Origin of the sequence: Klebsiella sp. K4 (genome assembly GCF_014596785.2) — a bacterium.
Taxonomy (GTDB): domain Bacteria; phylum Pseudomonadota; class Gammaproteobacteria; order Enterobacterales; family Enterobacteriaceae; genus Klebsiella; species Klebsiella pneumoniae.
The window spans coordinates 4,508,183-4,529,355 of record NZ_CP115021.1 but is presented as its reverse complement, the minus strand read 5'-3'; the positions used below and the strand labels follow the sequence as shown (position 1 = coordinate 4,529,355).

Genomic DNA, 21,173 nt, shown 5'->3' with positions numbered 1-21,173 from the left:
GCAGGCGGTAATGCCCGAAAGCGGTTGATAACGAGTCCAGAACGGAAAAAAAGCATGTTACAAGTATACCTTGTTCGCCACGGTGAAACGCAGTGGAACGCCGAGCGACGTATTCAGGGTCAGTCCGACAGCCCGCTGACCGCCCATGGTGAGCGCCAGGCCTGGCAGGTGGGCGAGCGCGCCAGAACGCTGGGGATCACCCATATCATTACCAGCGATCTGGGGCGAACCCGCCGCACAGCAGAAATTATCGCCGAAGCCTGCGGCTGCAGCGTGATCGCCGATGCGCGCCTGCGCGAACTGGATATGGGGGTGCTGGAGAAGCGCCATATCGACTCGCTCAGCGAAGAAGAAGAAGGCTGGCGTCGCCAGCTGGTCAACGGCACACCGGACGGTCGTATTCCGCAGGGCGAATCGATGCAGGAGCTCAGCGAGCGTATGCATGCGGCGCTGGCATCCTGTCTGGAATTACCCGCCGGTAGCCGGCCGCTGCTGGTGAGTCATGGGATCGCGCTGGGCTGCCTGGTGAGCACGATATTAGGGCTGCCGGCGTACGCTGAGCGTCGTCTGCGGCTGCGCAACTGCTCTATTTCGCGCGTCGACTATCAGCAAAGCCCGTGGCTGGCTTCCGGCTGGGTGGTGGAAACGGCGGGCGACGTCTCGCATCTTGACGCCCCCGCAATGGACGAGCTGCAGCGTTAACGGCGGATCGGGATCAGATACTCGCAGCGCAACTGAATCGGCGTGGCCTGATCCCGGCTTTCATCTTCAGGGTAGAAGCGTTCAATATCCAGCCCCTTGCGACGCGTCAGGTTCAGCATCGGCATGCAGGTGCCGTAGACGGTCAGGATGAATTCCTGCAGACCGGTACCCAGCCCTTCATACGTAAACATGACATACTCGCCGCCCTCCAGGGTCACTGGATGGGCATGCTGCAGGTGGCCGTTAGCCATCTCCGGCGTCAGCGCGGTGGTATAGAATACTTCCTGCTCATCGTCTTTTTCCAGGCTCGGACGCGGCTCATGCAGCCCGTAGAGCACCGGGGGGATTGACGGTGAGTTGCCGAGGAAGTCTCGCCAGAACTGGACCCGCATCTGGTTACGAAAATCGGAGATTTCCTCGAGCTTACAGGTATAGCTCTGGGTCACGCCAAGCAGCTGAGTAGGGGGCAGAGTGATAAACTCATGTTTCGGCAGGGTAAATTCGCCAAGACGCAGCGGCGGGCGCATACCGAACGAGCTCCAGTCCGGCGAGCGGCGGTAGAGCGCCGGCGTCAGCGAGAATTGTTTCTTAAACGCTCGGGTGAAGGTCTGCTGGGAGTCGAAACGGTACTGCAGCGCAATATCAAGGATTGGACGGGCGGTCAGGCGTAATGCGACAGCAGATTTCGACAAGCGGCGCGCGCGAATATAGGCACCGATGGCATGGCCGGTGACATCCTTAAACATTCGCTGCAAATGCCACTTGGAATAACCTGCCTTCGCCGCCACATTATCCAGAGAAAGCGGCTGATCCAGGTGACCTTCCAGCCAGCTAAGGAGATCGCGAATAATCCCTGCTTGATCCATAAAATGTCCCCATCCTTAAACACAGGTGCCTGATATTAAAGTAGCGGATAATAGCATTTTTTGATGTTTTAGCATTCAGTGTTTTTTTTGCTTTTAAATGCGGTAGGTCAGGGGATTTGAACGATAATTTTGTAAAGCTGTGATCTATAAACCTTTTCTGCTAAGTGCGTGATAATCACTCAGCTATATTTTTTAATAATGGTAACAATATGAAATACAAGAAGTTTGCGATGGGGCTGCTCCTGCTGGCCGGTAGCCAGCTGGCTCAGGCGGAGCAGATTGGTTCCGTGGATACGGTCTTCAAATGGTTAGGGCCGGATCACAAAATCGTCGTCGAAGCCTTTGACGATCCGGATGTACAGAACGTGACCTGCTATATCAGCCGGGCGAAAACCGGTGGCATCAAAGGCGGGCTGGGGCTGGCGGAAGATACCTCTGACGCGGCGATTTCCTGCCAGCAGGTCGGGCCGATTGAGCTAACGGACAAAATCAAAAACGGCAAAAGCCAGGGCGACGTGGTGTTCCAGAAGCGCACCTCGCTGGTGTTTAAAAAACTGCAGGTCGTGCGATTCTATGATGCGAAGCGCAATGCGCTGGTCTATCTGACCTACTCGGATAAAGTGGTTGATGGCTCGCCGAAGAACGCCATCAGCGCCGTGCCGATCATGCCATGGAATAAATAAACGGGAGCGCGCATGCAGCAGCCACGGATTTGGTTAGTTGAGGATGAACAGAGTATCGCTGATACCCTGGTTTACATGCTGCAGCAGGAGGGCTTCCAGGTCAGCGTCTTTGGCCGCGGTTTGCCCGCGCTGGAGGCGGCGGCGCATCAGGCGCCAGATGTCGCCATCCTCGACGTCGGCTTGCCGGATATCAGCGGCTTCGAGCTCTGTCGGCGTCTGCTGACGCGTTATCCGGCGCTGCCGGTGCTGTTTTTGACGGCGCGTAGCGACGAGGTCGATAAGCTGCTGGGGCTGGAAATCGGCGCTGACGATTATATCGCCAAGCCGTTTTCACCACGCGAAGTCTGCGCGCGGGTGCGAACCGTGCTGCGGCGGCTGCAGAAGTTTGCCGCGCCATCGCCGGTGGTACGCGTCGGCGAGTTTGTGCTCGATGAGCAGGCGGCGGCGATCAGCTGGTTCGGCCAGCCGCTGAATCTGACGCGCTACGAATTTCTGCTGCTGAAAACCCTGCTTCACGCGCCCGGTCGCGTCTTCTCCCGTCAGCAGCTGATGGAGCTGGTGTGGATCGATGCCTGGGAAAGCCTCGACCGTACCGTCGATACCCATATCAAAACCCTGCGCGCTAAGCTGCGGGCTGTGAATCCTGAAAAGGCGCCAATCAATACCCATCGCGGTATGGGCTACAGCCTGGGGCGCGGCTGATGCGCATCGGCATGCGCCTGCTGCTGGGCTATTTTCTTATCGTCGCGATCGCCGCGTGGTTTGTGCTGTCGATCTTTGTCCAGGAAGTGAAGCCGGGCGTGCGCCGGGCGACAGAGGGGACCCTCAATGATACCGCTACCCTGTTGGCGGCGCTGGCGCGTGAGGATCTGCTGGCGGCAAACCCGCAGCAGGGCAGGCTGGCGCAGGCCTTTCACCAGCTCAACCAGCAGCCGCTCAACGCCAATATTGGCGGAATTAAAAAGGTACGTAATGAGTACCGCGTCTATCTGACCGATGCCCGGGGCAAGGTGGTGTTTGACTCCAGCGGGCAGGCGACAGGGCAGGACTATTCGCGCTGGAACGATGTCTGGCTCACCCTGCGCGGCCAGTACGGCGCGCGCAGTACGCGCAGCGATCCGCATGATGAAGCCAGCTCGGTGATGTATATCGCCGCGCCGGTGATGGATAAGGGGCGGATTATCGGCGTGCTGAGCGTCGGTAAACCCAACCTGGCGATGACGCCGGTCATTAAGCGCAGCGAGCGGCGGATCCTCTGGGCCGGCGGCGCCCTGCTGGGCATTGCGCTGTTGATTGGCGGCGGCGTCGTCTGGTGGATCAATTTCTCTATCGGCAAGCTGGTGCGCTATGCGGACTCGGTGACCGCTGAGCGCCCGCTGCCGCTGCCGGAGGTTGGCAGCAGCGAATTGCGCAAGCTGGCCCAGGCTCTGGAGAGCATGCGGGTAAAGCTCGAAGGTAAGAATGCCATCGAAAACTATGTCTATGACCTGACCCATGAACTGAAAAGCCCGCTGGCGGCCATCCGCGGCGCGGCGGAGATCCTGCGCGAAGGGCCGCCGCCTGAGGTGGCGGCGCGGTTTACTGATAATATCCTCGCGCAAAACACCCGGATGCAACTGCTGGTGGAGCGGCTGCTCCAGCAGGCGCGACTGGAAAGCCGGCTGGAGATAAAGCAGCAGCCGGTGTCGATAGATGCGCTATACCAACGGCTGACGGAGGAGCGCAACATCGCTCTGGCGGCGAAAGCTATCACCCTGCGCTGGCGGGAGAGTGGGATGCTGGTCAATGGCGATGGCGAGCTGCTGGCCCAGGCGCTGGGTAATCTGCTCGACAACGCGATTGACTTTACCCCCCAGGGCGGTGAGATCGCCCTGGCTGCGGAGAAGCGAAATGAAGAGGTGAAATTGAGCGTTATCGACAACGGGTGCGGTATTCCGGACTATGCCCTGGAACGAATCTTTGAGCGATTCTATTCGCTGCCGCGCGAAGACGGCCATAAGAGCAGCGGCCTTGGGCTGGCGTTCGTTCGTGAAGTCGCGCGCCTGCATCACGGCGATATCAATCTGCACAATCGGCCCGAAGGCGGCGTGGTCGCCACGCTGCGACTTCACCGTCCCTTCACATAGCTTCAAATTCTCCCCACACAGCCGTCCTATTGTGAGGCCATCACGATAGGGAGAAAGGCTATGTTGAAATCACCGTTATTCTGGAAAATCACCACGTTAATAGGCTGTATTGTGCTGCTATCTTTGCCGTTAATGATGGTCAGGGAGCTTATTAATGAGCGAGCGGATTATCGTAGCGAAGTGGTGGACGCCATTGAGCAAAGCACCAGCGGCTCGCAAAAACTCGCCGGACCGCTGATCGCTATTCCGATAACCGAGACCCTGACCCGCATGGAGAACCAAAAAGAGGTCAACTATCAGCGGAGCTGGGTGTATTACTGGCTGCCGGAGTCGCTGGCGGTCACCGGCAAACAGACCGTGGAGTCGAGGAGGGTGGGCATCTACAGCGGCCAGGTCTGGCATAACGCCTTGCAGATTAAGGCCTCGTTTGATCCGCTGCGTCTGGCGGCGCTGAGAAAAACGAATATCGTCTTAGGCCAGCCGCGGCTGGTGGTGAGCGTCGGCGATGCCCGCGGCATTGGTGCCATCCATGCCCCGGAGGTCAACGGTAACGTATTAAGCGTGGAGCCGGGGCTGGGGATAAGCGGCGATGGCGCAGGTATTCATATGCCAATGCCTGCGCTGGCGGAGGACAACAAGCCGCTTGAGATTGCCTTTTCACTCGATCTGAACGGGACGGGAGAGTTTTCACTGGTGCCGCTCGGGCGTAACAGCGAGCTGCAGCTGACCAGTAACTGGCCGCATCCCGGTTTTCTCGGCAGCTTCCTGCCAACGCAACGGGAAGTGAGTGCTGCCGGCTATCGCGCCCACTGGCAAAGCAGCTGGTTCGCCAACGATATGGGGAGCTATTTCAAGGATGATATGGAGATCCCGTGGTCGCGACTGCCGGCGTTCAGTGCCGATGTGATGTCCCTTGCCGACCAGTACCAGCTAACCGATCGGGCGACAAAATATGCCATCCTGTTAATCGGGCTGACCTTTATGGCTTTTTTCGTGTTCGAGAGCCTGACCCGTCGTCCCCTGCATCCGATGCAATATCTGCTGGTGGGCTTATCGCTGGTGCTGTTTTACCTGGTGTTGCTGGCGCTCTCAGAGCACATTGGTTTTACCGCCGCCTGGCTGGCGGCCAGCCTGTCTGGCGCGGTGATGAATGGGATCTACCTTCAGGCAGTGCTCAGAGGATGGCGTAACAGCCTGCTGTTTGTCGCCGCGCTACTGCTGCTGGATGGCGTGATGTGGTTTCTGTTGCATTCTGAGGATAGCGCGCTGCTGCTGGGTACCGGGGTGCTGGCGCTGGCGCTGAGCGTCCTGATGTTTTTGACCCGTCGCGTGGACTGGTATGCGTTATCGCTGCCGAAAGGCACAGTGCCTCCGACACCGGCTGCCGATGACGATAAGCTGCGTCTCTGGAAAGAGTGACGGCATAAAAAACGGCGCCCCTGGGGCGCCGTTTTCGCATCATGGCTGCGGAATAAATCGTATTATTCCTGCAGATCGCCACAGAAACGGTAGCCTTCACCGTGAATGGTAGCGATGATTTCCGGGGTATCCGGAGTGGATTCGAAGTGTTTACGAATCCGACGAATGGTCACGTCAACGGTACGGTCATGCGGCTTCAGCTCGCGACCGGTCATTTTCTTCAGCAGCTCGGCACGAGACTGAATTTTGCCCGGGTTTTCGCAGAAGTGCAGCATCGCGCGGAATTCACTGCGCGGCAGCTTGTACTGTTCGCCGTTCGGGCTAACCAGGGAACGGCTGTTGATATCGAGTTCCCAGCCGTTGAACTTGTAGCTTTCCACGCTGCGACGCTCTTCGCTCACGGTACCGAGGTTCATGGTACGGGAGAGCAGGTTGCGCGCGCGGATAGTCAGTTCACGCGGGTTAAACGGTTTAGTGATATAGTCGTCAGCGCCGATTTCGAGGCCAAGGATCTTATCCACTTCGTTGTCGCGGCCGGTTAAGAACATCAGCGCGACGTCAGCCTGCTCGCGCAGCTCGCGCGCCAGCAGAAGACCATTTTTACCCGGCAGGTTGATATCCATGATCACCAGGTTGATATCATTTTCAGACAGGATCTGATGCATTTCCGCGCCATCGGTCGCTTCGAATACATCGTAACCTTCTGCTTCGAAAATACTTTTTAACGTGTTGCGTGTTACCAACTCGTCTTCAACGATAAGAATGTGCGGGGTCTGCATGTTTGCTACCTAAATTGCCAACTAAATCGAAACAGGAAGTACCAAAGTCCCTGACCTGCCTGCTGCATGTCGCAAATTAACATGCGCGGCGTAACATGACTAAAGTACGTAATTGCGTTCTTGATGCACTTTCCATCAACGTCAACAACATCATTAGCTTGGTCGTGGGTACTTTCCCTCTGGACCCGACGGTGTCAAAAACGGCTGACATCCTAACCATTTTAACAGCAACATAACAGGCTAAGAGAGGCCGAACACCCAATAAAACTACGCTTCGTTGACATATATCAAGTTCAATTGTAGCACGTTAACAGTCTTGTGAAATCATTGCATCGCCATGCTCTTTATAGTCACAATCTTTACCCGGCTCAACTAGTTGCGTGGATAAATTAATAAATACAGTGAATCCAAAGCCTGAAACGATGCATCAGATGAAATTGCATTGCCCATCATATGGATAAATGGGTTCTGTTAACATACTCCTTGTCACGGCCTCCTGAGAACAGTTTAGATTTTTTTATGGGTAAGAAAACGCAATTTTAGTGATTTTTGTTGCAAATTTGTAAATTTTCACCGCGTAAAATGGGGGGCGCTGCGCCTCGATAACGCCTGAGAGAGAGAAAGAAACCGCAATGCGTTTAACGATTATTTTAGTCGGTCCTGCCCGGGCCGAGAACGTCGGCGCTGCCGCCAGGGCGATGAAAACCATGGGATTTCGCGAACTACGGATCGTCGATAGCGAAGCCCACCTGGCGCCGCCGGCACGCTGGGTGGCGCATGGCTCAGGCGACATCCTCGATGGTATCACCACCTATCCCACCCTTGCCGAGGCGCTGCATGACGTTGATTTCACCGTCGCCACCACCGCCCGCAGCCGCGCGCGTTTTCACTATTACGCCACGCCGCAGCAGCTGTTGCCGTTGCTGGAGGAGAAGGCGCAGTGGATGAACCATACTGCCCTGGTATTTGGTCGTGAGGACGCCGGATTGACCAATGAGGAGCTGGCGTTGGCTGATGTGTTGACCGGTGTGCCGATGGCTGCGGATTATCCGTCGCTGAATCTCGGCCAGTCGGTGATGGTCTACTGTTATCAATTAGCATCGCTAATGCAACAAACGGCGCCCGCCGCCGCTGCGGCAGACCATCATCAGCTGCAGGCCTTACGTACTCGTACCCTGGCGTTACTTTCGCGTTTGGGCGTGGAGGATGATGCCAAACTGGCCGACTGGTTGTCGCAACGGCTGGGCCTGCTGCAGCAGCGCGACACGGCAATGTTGCATCGTTTGCTGCATGATATTGAAAAAAACCTGCCAGAATAAAACTCTGTCATATTTTTTATTTATGGATGTGTATGCTGTTCTATGAGCTGGTTTTCCGCCGATCTGGATGTTTTTTCTCACGGCAGCGGGAAAATACGTAAGCCTGCTGAAATGGGGCAAATTGAGAAATTCATTGACTTAAGACGGCAGATACTTTAACCAATATAGGCAGGACATACAGACAGATAAAAATACAGAGTACACAACATCCATGAATCGCATCGGCATGATTACCACCATTATCACCACCACCATTACCACAGGTAACGGTGCGGGCTGACGCGTACAGGAAACACAGAAAAAAGCCCGCACCTGAACAGTGCGGGCTTTTTTTTTGACAAGAGATCAAGGGGTAAGAACCATGCGAGTGTTGAAGTTCGGCGGTACATCAGTGGCAAATGCGGAACGGTTTCTGCGGGTTGCCGATATTCTGGAGAGTAATGCCAGGCAGGGGCAGGTAGCGACGGTCCTGTCTGCCCCGGCGAAGATCACTAACCACCTGGTAGCGATGATTGAAAAGACCATTGGCGGCCAGGATGCCCTCCCCAATATTGCCGACGCCGAACGCATTTTTGCCGAACTTCTTCAGGGCCTTGCCGACGCCCAGCCCGCTTTCCCGCTTGCCCAGTTAAAAGCCTTCGTGGAGCAGGAATTTGCTCAGATTAAGCATGTTCTGCACGGCATCAGCCTGCTGGGTCAGTGCCCGGACAGCGTCAATGCCGCGCTGATCTGCCGCGGCGAAAAGCTCTCCATCGCCATCATGGCGGGTCTGCTGGAAGCCCGTGGACATAAAGTCAGTGTCATTAACCCGGTCGAAAAACTGCTTGCCGTGGGCCACTATCTGGAATCCACCGTCGATATCGCCGAATCCACCCGCCGCATTGCCGCCAGCCAGATCCCGGCAGACCATATGATCCTGATGGCCGGGTTTACCGCCGGCAATGAGAAAGGCGAGCTGGTGGTGCTGGGGCGTAACGGCTCCGACTACTCGGCTGCGGTACTGGCCGCCTGCCTGCGCGCTGACTGCTGCGAAATCTGGACCGATGTCGACGGAGTGTACACCTGCGATCCGCGTCAGGTGCCGGATGCGCGCCTGCTGAAATCGATGTCTTATCAGGAGGCGATGGAGCTCTCCTACTTTGGCGCGAAAGTGCTGCACCCGCGCACCATTGCCCCTATCGCCCAGTTCCAAATCCCATGCCTGATTAAAAATACCGGCAACCCGCAGGCGCCGGGAACGCTTATCGGCGCCAGCCGCGACGAGGACGATTTGCCGGTGAAAGGCATCTCTAACCTCAACAACATGGCGATGTTCAACGTCTCCGGGCCGGGGATGAAAGGGATGGTCGGCATGGCGGCCCGCGTCTTCGCCACCATGTCCCGCGCCGGCATCTCGGTGGTGTTGATCACTCAATCTTCTTCGGAGTACAGCATCAGTTTCTGCGTGCCGCAGAGCGACTGCGCACGTGCCAAACGGGCGATGGAAGATGAGTTTTATCTGGAGCTGAAAGAGGGGCTGCTGGAGCCGCTGGCGATTATGGAGCGTCTGGCGATCATCTCCGTGGTGGGCGACGGAATGCGTACCCTGCGCGGTATCTCGGCGAAATTCTTTGCGGCGCTGGCCCGCGCCAATATCAATATCGTGGCGATTGCCCAGGGCTCTTCCGAGCGCTCAATTTCGGTAGTGGTCAGCAATGACGACGCCACCACCGGCGTGCGCGTGACCCATCAGATGCTGTTCAACACCGACCAGGTGATTGAAGTGTTTGTCATCGGCGTCGGCGGCGTCGGCGGCGCGCTGCTAGAGCAGATCAAGCGCCAGCAGGGGTGGCTGAAGAACAAACATATCGATCTGCGCGTCTGCGGTGTAGCCAATTCTCAGGCGCTGCTGACCAGCGTGCATGGCCTGAATCTGGAAAACTGGAGTGCGGAACTGGCGGAGGCGAAAGAGCCGTTTAATCTTGGCCGCCTGATCCGCCTGGTGAAAGAGTACCACCTGCTCAATCCGGTGATCGTCGACTGTACCTCCAGCCAGGCGGTCGCCGATCAGTATGCCGACTTCCTGCGCGAAGGTTTCCATGTGGTGACGCCGAACAAAAAGGCCAATACCTCTTCGCTGGATTACTATCACCAGCTGCGCCATGCGGCCAGCAGCTCGCGGCGTAAGTTCCTCTATGACACTAACGTTGGCGCGGGCCTGCCGGTGATTGAGAACCTGCAGAACCTGCTCAACGCCGGCGATGAGCTGCGCCATTTCTCCGGGATCCTGTCCGGCTCCCTGTCGTTTATCTTCGGCAAGCTGGACGAGGGGGTGAGTTTCTCCGCGGCGACGGCGATGGCCCGTGAGATGGGGTATACCGAGCCGGATCCGCGCGACGATTTATCCGGGGTGGATGTGGCGCGTAAACTGCTGATTCTGGCCCGCGAGACCGGGCGTGAACTGGAGCTGGCGGACATTATCGTCGAGTCGGCGCTGCCGCCGGACTTCGACGCCAGCGGCGATGTCGAGACCTTTATGGCCCGCCTGCCGTCGCTGGACGATGGTTTTGCCTCGCGGGTTGCTAAGGCGCGCGATGAAGGTAAAGTCTTGCGCTACGTCGGTAACATCGAAGAGGATGGTACCTGCCGGGTAAAAATAGCCGCGGTTGACGGCAACGATCCGCTGTTCAAAGTTAAGAATGGTGAGAACGCGCTGGCTTTTTATAGCCATTATTATCAGCCATTGCCGCTGGTGCTGCGCGGCTATGGCGCCGGGAACGACGTCACGGCGGCCGGCGTATTCGCCGACCTGCTGCGCACCCTGTCCTGGAAGTTAGGAGTTTAAGATGGTCAAAGTATATGCCCCGGCTTCCAGTGCCAATATGAGCGTCGGGTTTGATGTGTTGGGCGCGGCGGTCACGCCGGTCGATGGCACGCTGCTTGGCGACAACGTCACTGTCGAAGCGGCGGAGCAATTTAGCCTGCAGAATCTTGGACGCTTCGCCAGCAAACTGCCGACGGCGCCGCAGGAGAACATTGTTTACCAGTGCTGGGAAAGCTTTTGCCGGGAGATCGGCAAGACGGTGCCGGTGGCGATGACGCTGGAAAAAAACATGCCGATTGGCTCCGGGCTGGGTTCCAGCGCCTGCTCGGTGGTCGCTGCGCTGGTGGCCATGAACGAGTTCTGCGGCAAGCCGCTGAACGAGACGCGCATGCTGGCGCTGATGGGAGAGATGGAAGGGCGTATCTCCGGCAGCATTCACTACGACAACGTGGCGCCGTGCTATCTTGGCGGCATGCAGTTGATGATCGAAGAGAATGGGATTATCAGTCAGCAGGTGCCCGGGTTTGATGAGTGGCTGTGGGTGCTGGCCTATCCGGGGATTAAAGTCTCTACTGCTGAAGCGCGGGCGATTCTGCCGGCGCAGTATCGCCGCCAGGATTGTATCGCCCATGGTCGCCACCTCGCGGGCTTTATTCACGCCTGCTACACCCGCCAGCCGCAGCTGGCGGCAAAATTGATGAAAGATGTGATTGCCGAACCGTACCGAACCAAACTGCTGCCGGGCTTTAGCGAAGCGCGTCAGGCGGCCATGGAAATGGGCGCCCAGGCTTGCGGCATCTCCGGCTCTGGCCCAACGCTGTTCGCGTTGTGTGATAAACCGGATACCGCACAGCGCGTCGCCGACTGGCTTGGCGCGCACTATCTGCAGAATCAGGAAGGCTTTGTTCATATTTGCCGGCTGGACACGGCGGGCGCACGCGTAGTGGGATAACCAATGAAACTGTATAACTTAAAAGATCATAACGAGCAGGTCAGCTTTGCGCAGGCCGTCACCCAGGGACTTGGCAAGCATCAGGGCCTGTTCTTTCCGCACGATCTGCCGGAATTCAGCCTGACTGAAATTGACGACATGCTGGCGCAGGACTTTGTCACCCGTAGCGCCAAAATTTTATCCGCCTTTATCGGCGATGAGATCCCGCAGGATGTCCTGCAGCAGCGGGTGCGCGCGGCGTTTGCGTTTTCGGCGCCGGTAAGCAAGGTTCAGGAAGATGTCGGCTGTCTGGAGCTGTTCCATGGCCCTACGCTGGCGTTCAAGGATTTCGGCGGCCGCTTTATGGCGCAGATGCTGACCCACATCGCAGGCGATAAGCCGGTCACCATCCTCACCGCGACCTCTGGCGACACCGGGGCGGCAGTGGCGCATGCTTTCTACGGCCTGCCGAACGTCAAGGTAGTGATCCTCTATCCGCGCGGCAAGATCAGTCCGCTGCAGGAGAAGCTGTTCTGTACCCTCGGCGGCAATATTGAAACCGTGGCGATTGATGGCGACTTTGATGCCTGCCAGGCGCTGGTGAAGCAGGCGTTTGACGATGAAGAGCTGAAGGCGACGCTGGGTCTCAACTCGGCTAACTCCATCAACATCAGCCGCCTGCTGGCGCAGATCTGTTACTACTTCGAAGCGGCGGCGCAGCTGCCGCAGGAAGCCCGCAATCAGCTGGTGATTTCCGTGCCGAGCGGCAACTTCGGCGATCTGACCGCCGGTCTGCTGGCCAAGTCGCTGGGGCTGCCGATCAAGCGCTTTATCGCCGCCACCAACGCCAACGACACCGTTCCGCGCTATCTGCAGGGCGGCGAGTGGGCGCCAAAAGCCACCCAGGCGACGCTGTCCAACGCCATGGACGTCAGCCAGCCGAACAACTGGCCGCGCGTTGAAGAGCTGTTCCGCCGTAAAATCTGGCGTCTCAGCGAGCTGGGCTATGCCGCGGTCGATGATGAGACCACCAAAGCAGCGATGCGCGAGCTGAAGGCCATCGGCTACATCTCTGAACCGCATGCGGCGATTGCCTGGCGCGCGCTGCGCGATCAGCTGCAGCCGGGAGAGTACGGCCTGTTCCTCGGCACCGCCCATCCGGCGAAGTTCAAAGAGAGCGTGGAGGAGATCCTGCAGGAGACTCTGCCGCTGCCGAAGGAGCTGGCCGACCGCGCCGACCTGCCGCTGCTGTCTCACAACCTGCCGGCGGATTTCGCCGCGCTGCGTAAGCTGATGATGGGCTAAGCCAGGCAATAATATCGGCAACATGATCGACCAAACCGGGCAGCTATTGCCCGGTTTTTATATTTAACGCACTTTTCCATATCAGTAAAATTTCTCTCCATAAAATTCCCCACACTATTTTATTGTCAGCGCACTGCTTTTATTGCAAACTCTTTTACGGATTGTCCTCTTTGCCGGATAATTCCACTGGATTATCTTTTTTATTTATTATTTCATACTGCTTATATTTATGCTGCTGATTTTATTATGAAGCAGCTATAGATATCATTTGTTATAGATGCATTGCTAATGCACAAGGTTTTCAAGGAGGAAATATGCGTATTTTATCTCTTTTTTTGGTGGTGTTCGCTTTAACAGGCTGCTCCGGGACAACGATTGGCGGTAATGAAGATAAATTAACGCCAGCCTATCTGAAACAACATCTCATTGTCGGAAAAACCACCAAGGCCGAGGTTCGTCAGTATTTTGGTGCCCCGGATTCTGGTCATACGACGGTGACGGCGTCGGGTAAAGAGAGCTGGTATTATTCAGTAGATAAAGGGATCAACCTGGTCAGCCTCGCGGGTTCCATGATCCCGGTAACCGGGGCATCGCAAGCTGCCGATGCGGTCGATAAGTCCAGCCAAAAAGATTCGAACTCGCTGATGATTTTCTTCGATGAAAAAGGCGTGGTGGAAAACTGGGTGCGTTAAAATAAGTAATAAACTGCTTAATTATATTGAAAAGGGGAATAACTCCCCTTTTTTATTACCGTAACGTGTTACTGCTCGTGGCGTTTAAACACCAGTTCGCCTTTCTCTGAGGCATCCGCATCAAAGAAATAGCCTTCGCTATTAAAGGCTTTGAGCTGCTCCGGCTGGGTTAAGCGGTTTTCAATAATGTAGCGACTCATCAGGCCGCGGGCTTTCTTCGCATAAAAACTGATCACTTTGAATTTGCCGTTCTTCTCATCGAGGAATACCGGCTTGATCAGCTGACCCTGCAATTTTGGCGTTTTCACCGATTTAAAATATTCATCGGAAGCCAGGTTGATGACGATATCGTCGCCCTGGTCGCGCAGCGCCTGATTCAGCTTCTCGGTAATGGTATCCCCCCAGAACTGGTACAGATCTTTGCCGCGCGGATTTTCCAGACGGATCCCCATCTCCAGGCGGTAGGGCTGCATCAGGTCTAACGGGCGCAGCACGCCATACAGTCCGGAGAGCATGCGCAGATGCTGCTGGGCGAAGTCAAAGTCGTCCTCGGTGAGTGTCTCTGCCTGCAGGCCAGTGTAGACATCGCCTTTAAAGGCGAGGATCGCCTGGCGGGCATTTTGCGGCGTAAAGTCAGGGTGCCAGTCGTGGAAGCGGGTGGCGTTTAGATCCGCCAGCTTGTCACTAATGCTCATCAGCTTGCCGATTTGCGGTGCGCTCAGCTTACGGGCGATGCCGATAAGCTGCTGAGAATACTCGAGGAGTTCGGGCTGGGTATAGCGAGTCGTTGCCAGCGGGCTTTGATAATCGAGCGTTTTAGCAGGTGAAATCAGAATCAGCATATCCAGTCCTTGCAGGTAATTTCGACGAATTTTAACAAAAAAAGTGCATGGTGGGATCGATAGCTGCAATTGCCGCGCTATTCGCGCGGCAATTCATTCCAGGCGCCCGGGGCCAGCTGTTGGTCAATATCCGGGTAACGAGTGGCATCGAAAGTCGGCTGGATACCCAGCCGCCGCTGACGCAGATAATCGCTGGCGATAATCCGCACCGTCGGGGAGAGCAACAGAATGGCCGTCAGGTTGGTCATCGCCATCAGCGCCATGATGATATCCGCGCTCTGCCAGACGACAGGCAGGCTAACCATGGTCCCCAACAGCACCATCAGGACGGTGAGTATTCGCAGCCCCCAGATATAGCGTGGCTTATCCAGGCGCAGGAAGACCAGATTATTTTCCGCGTACACGTAGTTGGCTACGATAGAGCTAAAGGCGAACAGCAGCACGATGAGGGCGATAAAACCCGCTCCCCAGCCGCCGACCAGCACGCTCATCGCGTGTTGCAAGTCCTGAATACCGTTGAGCGTATATTCATTGTCGGGCCGCGGCGCCAGCATGACGATAATCGCGCTGGCGGTACAGATCACGATAGTATCGATAAACACGCCAATCATCTGCACGATCCCCTGCGCCGCCGGGTGCGGCGGCCAGGAGGCGGCGGCCGCGGCGGCGTTAGGCGAAGAGCCCATCCCTGCTTCATTGGAGAACATGCCGCGCTGGAAGCCGCTGGTCAGCGCCTGGCTGATGGTGTAGCCCACCGCGCCGGCGGCGGCCTCCTGCCAGCCGAAGGCGCAGCGAAAGATGGTGGCGAAAATCGTCGGCAGGGCGGTGATGTGCCACAGGCCGATGAGCAGGCTGGTGGCGATCCACAACAGCGCCATAAAGGGAACGATCCATTGCATCAGACGCGCCACGCCGCGTAAACCACGGAGGATCGCCAGCAAAACGACAACGGCCAGCACGCCGCCGCTGACCGCCGCCGGCAGATCGAACGCATAGCGCAAGGCATGGGCCACGGAGTTAGCCTGCACGGTATTGAAGATAAAACCATAGGCCAGCAGGAGGAGGATCGAAAACAGGACGCCCATCCAACGCATGCCGAGCCCGCGCGCCATATACCAGGCCGGGCCGCCGCGAAACTGTCCGCGGCTATCGCGTTCTTTATACAGCTGAGCAAGGGAACATTCAGCAAAGCTGCTGGCCATGCCGAGCAGGGCGGAAACCCACATCCAGAATACGGCGCCGGGCCCACCGGCGGCGATCGCCAGCGTCACCCCGGCAAGATTGCCGCTGCCGACCCGGGCTGCAAGGCTGGTACAGAGCGCCTGAAAGGACGTTAAACCACCCGGCTGCGGGTGCAGGCTTTTTTTTAGACTGCGGCCGAATTTGCGCACGTAACGAAACTGAATACCCCGGGTTTGCCAGCTAAACCAGATACCGGCACCCAGTAGCAGATAAATCATCACTGAGCCCCAGAGTATTTCATTGATAAATGAGAGAAAATCAGGCATTAAACATCCTCTTGTCCATGCCGGCACGCCAGTGTAAGCGTTACCAATTAAGTGACAATCCTTTCGCTTTCAGCAAATTAATCTGCATAGTTTATCACACTCTGCGCTCTTCTCTCGTCGGCGGTTGCGCTGACCCGGCAGCGTGTTATCATCTGGGCAGACCGGTTACATCCCCTTAACTGCTGTTTAAGAGAAATATATCATGACGGATAAATTAACTTCTCTGCGTCAGTACACCACTGTCGTCGCTGACACCGGAGATATTGCGGCAATGAAGCTGTATCAGCCTCAGGATGCCACCACTAACCCTTCCCTGATTCTCGGCGCGGCTCAGATCCCTGAGTACCGTAAGCTGATTGACGACGCTGTCGCCTGGGCTCGTAGCCAGAGCAGCGATCGCGCGCAGCAGATCCTCGATGCTTCCGATAAGCTGGCGGTGAACATCGGTCTCGAAATTCTGAAACTGATCCCGGGCCGTATCTCCACCGAAGTGGACGCACGTCTCTCCTATGACACCGAAGCGTCTATCGCGAAAGCCAAGCGCATCATCAAGCTGTACAACGACGCGGGCATCAGCAACGATCGCATTCTGATCAAACTGGCCTCCACCTGGCAGGGCATTCGCGCCGCTGAACAGCTGGAAAAAGAAGGCATTAACTGTAACCTGACGCTGCTGTTCTCCTTCGCTCAGGCTCGCGCTTGCGCCGAAGCGGGCGTCTTCCTGATTTCGCCGTTCGTTGGCCGTATCCTCGACTGGTACAAAGCCAACACCGACAAGAAAGAGTACGCACCGGCAGAAGATCCGGGCGTGATTTCCGTCAGCGAAATCTACGAGTATTACAAGCAGCACGGCTATGAAACCGTCGTGATGGGCGCAAGCTTCCGTAACGTTGGCGAAATTCTGGAACTGGCTGGCTGTGACCGCCTGACCATCGCCCCGGCGCTGCTGAAAGAGCTGTCCGAAAGCGAAGGCGCCGTTGAGCGTAAGCTGGTATATACCGGTGAAGTGAAAGCGCGTCCGGAGCGTATTACCGAATCTGAGTTCCTGTGGCAGCATAACCAGGATCCGATGGCGGTAGACAAACTGGCGGAAGGTATCCGTAAGTTTGCGATCGACCAGGAAAAACTGGAAAAAATGATCGACGAACTGCTGTAATCGCGCAGGTGGCCGACGCCCGTCGGCCACATTACACTGTCTGTCCCGCCTCCGGCAGTGTATCATTTCGTTTAACGCCACAGTTTGAACGGAATAACCATGAATACCTTACGAATCGGCTTAGTTTCCATTTCCGATCGCGCCTCCAGCGGCGTCTATCAGGACAAAGGCATCCCGGCACTGGAAGAGTGGCTGGCACGCGCCCTGACCACCCCTTTCGAGCTGCAAACCCGTCTGATTCCGGATGAGCAGGCCATCATTGAGCAAACGCTGTGCGAACTGGTTGACGAAATGGGGTGCCATCTGGTGCTGACCACCGGCGGAACCGGCCCTGCGCGTCGCGATGTGACGCCCGACGCAACGCTGGCGATCGCCGATCGCGAGATGCCGGGCTTCGGCGAGCAAATGCGCCAGGTTAGCCTACACTTTGTGCCGACGGCTATCCTTTCCCGGCAGGTCGGTGTGATCCGCAAGCAGGCGCTGATCCTCAACCTTCCCGGGCAACCGAAAGCAATTCAGGAGACTCTGGAAGGGGTGAAAGATGCTGACGGCAACGTGCTGGTGCACGGTATTTTCGCAAGTGTACCTTATTGTGTACAGTTGCTTGAAGGGCCTTATGTGGAAACCGATGGCCGTGTAGTAGAAGCTTTTCGTCCCAAGAGCGCCAGGCGCGAAACTTTATCCTGAATTTGATGCATTTTTGATATAACCTGCATCGCTAATGGTGTGCCGTTTTATTTACGATATAGTGATTTTTACTTTACACACTATAAAACACGCTGCACACCTCAGGATGAAATTGCGTTATGTCATATGCAAACCGACCGCTCAACCGCCAGGATTATAAAACGCTGACGCTGGCCGCCCTGGGCGGCGCGCTGGAGTTTTATGACTTTATCATTTTCGTTTTCTTCGCCGCCGTCGTCGGCGAGCTCTTCTTTCCCGCAGATATTCCCGAATGGCTGCGCCAGGTGCAAACTTTTGGCATTTTCGCCGCCGGTTACCTGGCGCGTCCGCTGGGGGGCATCATCATGGCCCACTTTGGCGATCTGGTGGGGCGCAAGAAAATGTTCACCCTCAGCATCCTGCTGATGGCGCTGCCAACCCTGGCGATCGGTCTGCTACCGACCTATAGCTCGGTAGGTATCATCGCCCCGCTGCTATTGCTGCTGATGCGTATTCTGCAGGGAGCGGCGATCGGCGGTGAAGTTCCAGGCGCCTGGGTGTTTGTCGCTGAGCATGTCCCGGAAAAACGCATTGGTATCGCCTGCGGCACGCTGACGGCCGGCCTGACGGTTGGCATTCTGCTGGGGTCGGTGGTGGCCACGCTTATCAATACCAGTCTGACGCCGCAGGGGATCCACGACGGCGGCTGGCGGATCCCCTTCCTGCTGGGCGGCGTATTTGGTCTGATAGCGATGTATCTGCGCCGCTGGCTGCAGGAGACGCCGATTTTTCTTGAGATGCAGCAGCGCAAAGCGCTGGCGCAGGAGCTGCCGGTAAAAGCGGTGGCGCTCAAGCACCAGAAGGCGGTGGTGATCTCTATGCTGCTGACCTGGCTGCTGTCGGCTGGCGTGGTGGTGGTGATCCTGATGTCGCCAGTCTGGCTGCAGAAGCACTATGGTTTTGCGCCGGCCATTACCCTGCAGGCCAACAGCATCGCCACCATTATGTTGTGCATCGGCTGTCTGCTCGCCGGGCTGGCGGCGGACCGCTTCGGCGCCAGCCGCACTTTTATCGTCGGCAGCCTGCTGCTGGCGGTTGCCAGCTGGGCATTTTACCATCTTGCCGGCGCCAGCCCGCAGCGGCTGTTTCTGCTCTACGGTACGGTGGGGCTTTGCGTCGGCGTGGTGGGGGCGGTGCCCTATGTGATGGTGCGGGCCTTCCCGGCGGAAGTACGCTTCACCGGCATCTCTTTCTCCTACAACCTGTCGTACGCGATCTTTGGCGGCCTGACGCCGATTGCGGTCACCATGCTGATGGGGGTGTCGCCGATGGCGCCGGCCTGGTATGTGCTGGCCCTGTCGCTGATGGGGCTGGGATTAGGTATCTGGCTGCGTCAGGAGCTGACGGGGCCGACGGGGATGCCGGAAGGGGAGCTGCAGCGTTAACGATGGCTAGCTGATGCTGATAATGACCTGCCGCCGCCCTGTGACCGGACGGCGGCGGAAGATTAGCGCGGTTCGCCGATCGGCAGCACGGTGCGGCCGAACTGTTCGTTCAGCACTTCACCCATCGCCAGGTAAATAGCGCTGGCGCCACAAATCAGGCCGACCCAGCCGGCTACCTTCACAATGCCTTCGTTATCGGCCAAATGGCCAATCGCCAGCAGCGCGAACAGTACGGTTAGGCTCAGGAAGACAAACTGCAGCATGCGGGCTGCCTTCAGGGTGCCAAAGAACATAAACAGGGTAAAGACGCCCCACAGGCCGAGGTACATACCGAGGAAGTGCGCGTTTGGCGCGTCTGCCAGGCCCATTTTCGGCATCAGAAGAATCGCCACCAGCGTCAGCCAGAAGCTGCCGTAGGAGGTAAAAGCGGTTAAGCCAAAAGTGTTGCCTTTTTTGTATTCCAGCAGGCCGGCAAAAATTTGCGCAATGCCGCCGTAAAAAATGCCCATCGCCAGGATAGCTACATCGAATGCGAACAGGCCGCTATTCGCCAGGTTAAGCAGAATAGTGGTCATGCCGAAGCCCATAAGGCCCAGCGGTGCCGGATTAGCCAACTTAGTGTTGCCCATAATTCCTCAAAATTATCATTAAAAGGGAAGCATTACCCCGCGACTTGGCGGCGGGGCGCGGCATAATAATGAGGCGCTGAAGGGCTGTCTATGATCTGGCGGGGTATTTTTCACCAATTTCCGCGGTGTCTGACGGCGGCTGGAGCATTTGCCGTAAACAGGCAATATGCAGGACCGCGGGGATGGTGACCCGGTAGGCGCTGCCGCTCACCGCTTTTACGCTGTTCAGCGCGGCGCCGAGCGGTCCGCCCAGCCCGGCGCCGCGCACCAGGCCATGACCGATGACGCTCACCGCGGCGTGCGTGCGCAGGATGGCGGTTAAGCGTTCGTCCAGCAACAAAGTGACGCCTTCGCTTAGCTTGCGATGCCTCAGCAGATGAGCCATCAGGCTGTCCAGCTCATGGCTCCGGCACTCCACCGCGGCGAGAAACTGCGCTTTTTGCTCCGCGTTCAGTTTATTCCAGCTGTGCTGCAGAAAATGCGCCAGCAACTGCTGCTCGATCTGCGGCGTCGACAGCTGTTTGTCGACCTTCGCTTTCAGTCGTTTACATACATCCAGCAGGATCGCGCGATAAAATTTGCCATGGCGGCGCAGCGTGTTGGCGATGCTATCGCCGCCAAAATGCTGTAGCTCACCGGCGATTAGCTGCCAGTTGCGGCGATAACGCTCCGGGTGCCCCTCCATCGCTAAAAATGTCTCGTTGCGCAGGAGCGTGCTGGAGAGACGGGGTTTGCCATTTTCCCCGTGGGTCAGAATGCGGGTAAAGGCTTCCAGATGCGCCTCGCTGCACTCAGGCAGAAAGGCGAGATCGTCATCCTCCAGGTAATTAATATGCATAACGTTTTCTCTCGGGCAGGGGCGACGTTAGTCATCGCCGATAATTTTCAGTGATGCCATATCTGAGGAGTGCACCGTGTGGCCGGAGAAGGCGATTTTCTTCACGCAACGTTTGTTGTCGTTATCGCTATTGATGTTGATCCAGCCGGTGGTGCTGCCCTCTTTGATCCCGGCGGGGACGTTCAGCGTGTGGCTGGCGCCGCGGCTGGCCTTAAAGTAGACCGTCGCCCCGGAGAGTTGTACATCGCCGCGGTCGGCGCTGAGCTGAATGCGTTTGACTACCCGGCAGACGGGGAGCGTCAGCGTCAGGTCGTTGGTTTCATTGCGCGGCATAGCTATCACGCCGAGAATTTTATGGTCGTTAGCGGCCGCCGAGGTGATAAATGACACGCCGAGGATAAGCCCTACGGAAAGCCGGTATAGCGATTTCATTAATTTGTCCCCTGAATAAGCGAAGTGCGATG

22 protein-coding genes and 1 other annotated feature are annotated in these 21,173 nt (G+C 57.0%); of the genes, 15 read left to right on the top strand and 7 right to left on the bottom strand.

Going from position 1 to position 21,173, the window contains the following annotated elements; all coding sequences use genetic code 11:
* Positions 1-54 precede the first annotated feature (54 nt).
* Positions 55-702 (top strand): 2,3-diphosphoglycerate-dependent phosphoglycerate mutase GpmB, encoded by a 648-nt coding sequence (gene gpmB / locus IB144_RS22345; protein ID WP_002887811.1) that lies wholly within the window; start codon positions 55-57, stop codon positions 700-702.
* Here the strand turns inward: gpmB and robA are convergent.
* The gene (gene robA / locus IB144_RS22340; protein ID WP_002887812.1) at positions 699-1,568 is read right to left on the bottom strand and encodes an MDR efflux pump AcrAB transcriptional activator RobA; all 870 of its coding nucleotides are present in this window, start codon (positions 1,566-1,568) and stop codon (positions 699-701) included. The two genes, gpmB and robA, sit on opposite strands and share 4 nt — an antisense overlap.
* A gap of 209 nt (positions 1,569-1,777) precedes the next feature.
* Here robA and creA point away from each other — a divergent pair, with 209 nt between their 5' ends.
* From creA to creD, 4 genes are read left to right on the top strand one after another with little or no spacing between them, the layout of a single operon-like run.
* A complete protein-coding gene (gene creA, locus IB144_RS22335) occupies positions 1,778-2,251 on the top strand; it encodes a protein CreA (protein ID WP_002887814.1) in 474 nt (157 codons plus the stop codon).
* 12 nt (positions 2,252-2,263) lie between these two features.
* Positions 2,264-2,953, top strand: a complete 690-nt coding sequence (gene creB / locus IB144_RS22330) for a two-component system response regulator CreB (RefSeq protein WP_002887820.1) — start codon at positions 2,264-2,266, stop codon at positions 2,951-2,953.
* Complete coding sequence (gene creC / locus IB144_RS22325; protein WP_040215387.1) at positions 2,953-4,377, top strand: two-component system sensor histidine kinase CreC; 1,425 nt, start codon at positions 2,953-2,955, stop codon at positions 4,375-4,377. The genes creB and creC overlap by 1 nt, the downstream gene beginning before the upstream one ends.
* 60 nt (positions 4,378-4,437) lie before the next feature.
* Positions 4,438-5,796, top strand: a complete 1,359-nt coding sequence (creD, locus tag IB144_RS22320; protein WP_004182878.1) for a cell envelope integrity protein CreD — start codon at positions 4,438-4,440, stop codon at positions 5,794-5,796.
* 62 nt (positions 5,797-5,858) lie between these two features.
* On the opposite strand, the gene arcA is transcribed toward creD, so the two are convergent.
* The gene (gene arcA / locus IB144_RS22315; RefSeq protein WP_002887843.1) at positions 5,859-6,575 is read right to left on the bottom strand and encodes a two-component system response regulator ArcA; all 717 of its coding nucleotides are present in this window, start codon (positions 6,573-6,575) and stop codon (positions 5,859-5,861) included.
* 95 nt (positions 6,576-6,670) lie between these two features.
* Here arcA and yjjY point away from each other — a divergent pair, with 95 nt between their 5' ends.
* The 7 genes from yjjY to IB144_RS22280 all read left to right on the top strand — a co-directional run bounded on the left by yjjY (position 6,671) and on the right by IB144_RS22280 (position 13,625).
* Positions 6,671-6,811, top strand: a complete 141-nt coding sequence (gene yjjY, locus IB144_RS22310) for a protein YjjY (RefSeq protein ID WP_004146984.1) — start codon at positions 6,671-6,673, stop codon at positions 6,809-6,811.
* 396 nt (positions 6,812-7,207) lie between these two features.
* A complete protein-coding gene (locus tag IB144_RS22305) occupies positions 7,208-7,894 on the top strand; it encodes a tRNA/rRNA methyltransferase (RefSeq protein WP_002887846.1) in 687 nt (228 codons plus the stop codon).
* A gap of 211 nt (positions 7,895-8,105) precedes the next feature.
* On the top strand, positions 8,106-8,174 hold the full coding sequence (gene thrL / locus IB144_RS22300; protein WP_004222578.1) for a thr operon leader peptide: 69 nt from the start codon (positions 8,106-8,108) through the stop codon (positions 8,172-8,174).
* Positions 8,113-8,230 (top strand) — a sequence feature (Thr leader region). It overlaps the preceding gene by 62 nt.
* Before the next feature lie 25 nt (positions 8,231-8,255).
* Entirely contained in the window at positions 8,256-10,718 is a 2,463-nt protein-coding gene (thrA, locus tag IB144_RS22295; protein ID WP_002887848.1) for a bifunctional aspartate kinase/homoserine dehydrogenase I, read from the top strand.
* A gap of 1 nt (position 10,719) precedes the next feature.
* Positions 10,720-11,649, top strand: coding sequence for a homoserine kinase (gene thrB, locus IB144_RS22290; protein WP_002887853.1), 930 nt, complete (start codon positions 10,720-10,722; stop codon positions 11,647-11,649).
* Positions 11,650-11,652: 3 nt separating this feature from the next.
* On the top strand, positions 11,653-12,933 hold the full coding sequence (gene thrC / locus IB144_RS22285; protein ID WP_149358894.1) for a threonine synthase: 1,281 nt from the start codon (positions 11,653-11,655) through the stop codon (positions 12,931-12,933).
* Between the two features lie 314 nt (positions 12,934-13,247).
* A complete protein-coding gene (locus tag IB144_RS22280; protein ID WP_002887866.1) occupies positions 13,248-13,625 on the top strand; it encodes a hypothetical protein in 378 nt (125 codons plus the stop codon).
* A 68-nt stretch (positions 13,626-13,693) separates the two neighbouring features.
* Here IB144_RS22280 and yaaA read toward each other — a convergent pair whose 3' ends face one another.
* Positions 13,694-14,467, bottom strand: coding sequence for a peroxide stress protein YaaA (gene yaaA / locus IB144_RS22275; protein WP_002887869.1), 774 nt, complete (start codon positions 14,465-14,467; stop codon positions 13,694-13,696).
* Between the two features lie 77 nt (positions 14,468-14,544).
* A complete protein-coding gene (locus IB144_RS22270) occupies positions 14,545-15,975 on the bottom strand; it encodes a sodium:alanine symporter family protein (RefSeq protein WP_002887871.1) in 1,431 nt (476 codons plus the stop codon).
* Positions 15,976-16,177: 202 nt separating this feature from the next.
* Between IB144_RS22270 and tal the strand changes: the two genes are divergently transcribed.
* The 3 genes from tal (at position 16,178) to IB144_RS22255 (ending at position 19,242) form a co-directional block, all read left to right on the top strand.
* A complete protein-coding gene (gene tal, locus IB144_RS22265; RefSeq protein WP_023312646.1) occupies positions 16,178-17,131 on the top strand; it encodes a transaldolase in 954 nt (317 codons plus the stop codon).
* A 99-nt stretch (positions 17,132-17,230) separates the two neighbouring features.
* Positions 17,231-17,818 carry a molybdopterin adenylyltransferase gene (gene mog, locus IB144_RS22260; protein WP_002887898.1) on the top strand — a complete coding sequence of 196 codons (588 nt, stop codon included), beginning with the start codon at positions 17,231-17,233 and terminating at the stop codon, positions 17,816-17,818.
* Between the two features lie 119 nt (positions 17,819-17,937).
* A complete protein-coding gene (locus tag IB144_RS22255) occupies positions 17,938-19,242 on the top strand; it encodes an MFS transporter (RefSeq protein ID WP_064156198.1) in 1,305 nt (434 codons plus the stop codon).
* A gap of 62 nt (positions 19,243-19,304) precedes the next feature.
* Here IB144_RS22255 and satP read toward each other — a convergent pair whose 3' ends face one another.
* The 3 genes from satP to IB144_RS22240 form a co-directional block, all read right to left on the bottom strand.
* The gene (gene satP, locus IB144_RS22250; protein WP_002887905.1) at positions 19,305-19,871 is read right to left on the bottom strand and encodes an acetate uptake transporter; all 567 of its coding nucleotides are present in this window, start codon (positions 19,869-19,871) and stop codon (positions 19,305-19,307) included.
* Between the two features lie 88 nt (positions 19,872-19,959).
* Positions 19,960-20,709 (bottom strand): acidic protein MsyB, encoded by a 750-nt coding sequence (gene msyB / locus IB144_RS22245; RefSeq protein ID WP_004146011.1) that lies wholly within the window; start codon positions 20,707-20,709, stop codon positions 19,960-19,962.
* Between the two features lie 27 nt (positions 20,710-20,736).
* Positions 20,737-21,141: a DUF2541 family protein gene (locus IB144_RS22240; RefSeq protein ID WP_002887909.1), complete on the bottom strand. Its 405-nt coding sequence runs from the start codon at positions 21,139-21,141 to the stop codon at positions 20,737-20,739.
* Positions 21,142-21,173: the final 32 nt, after the last annotated feature.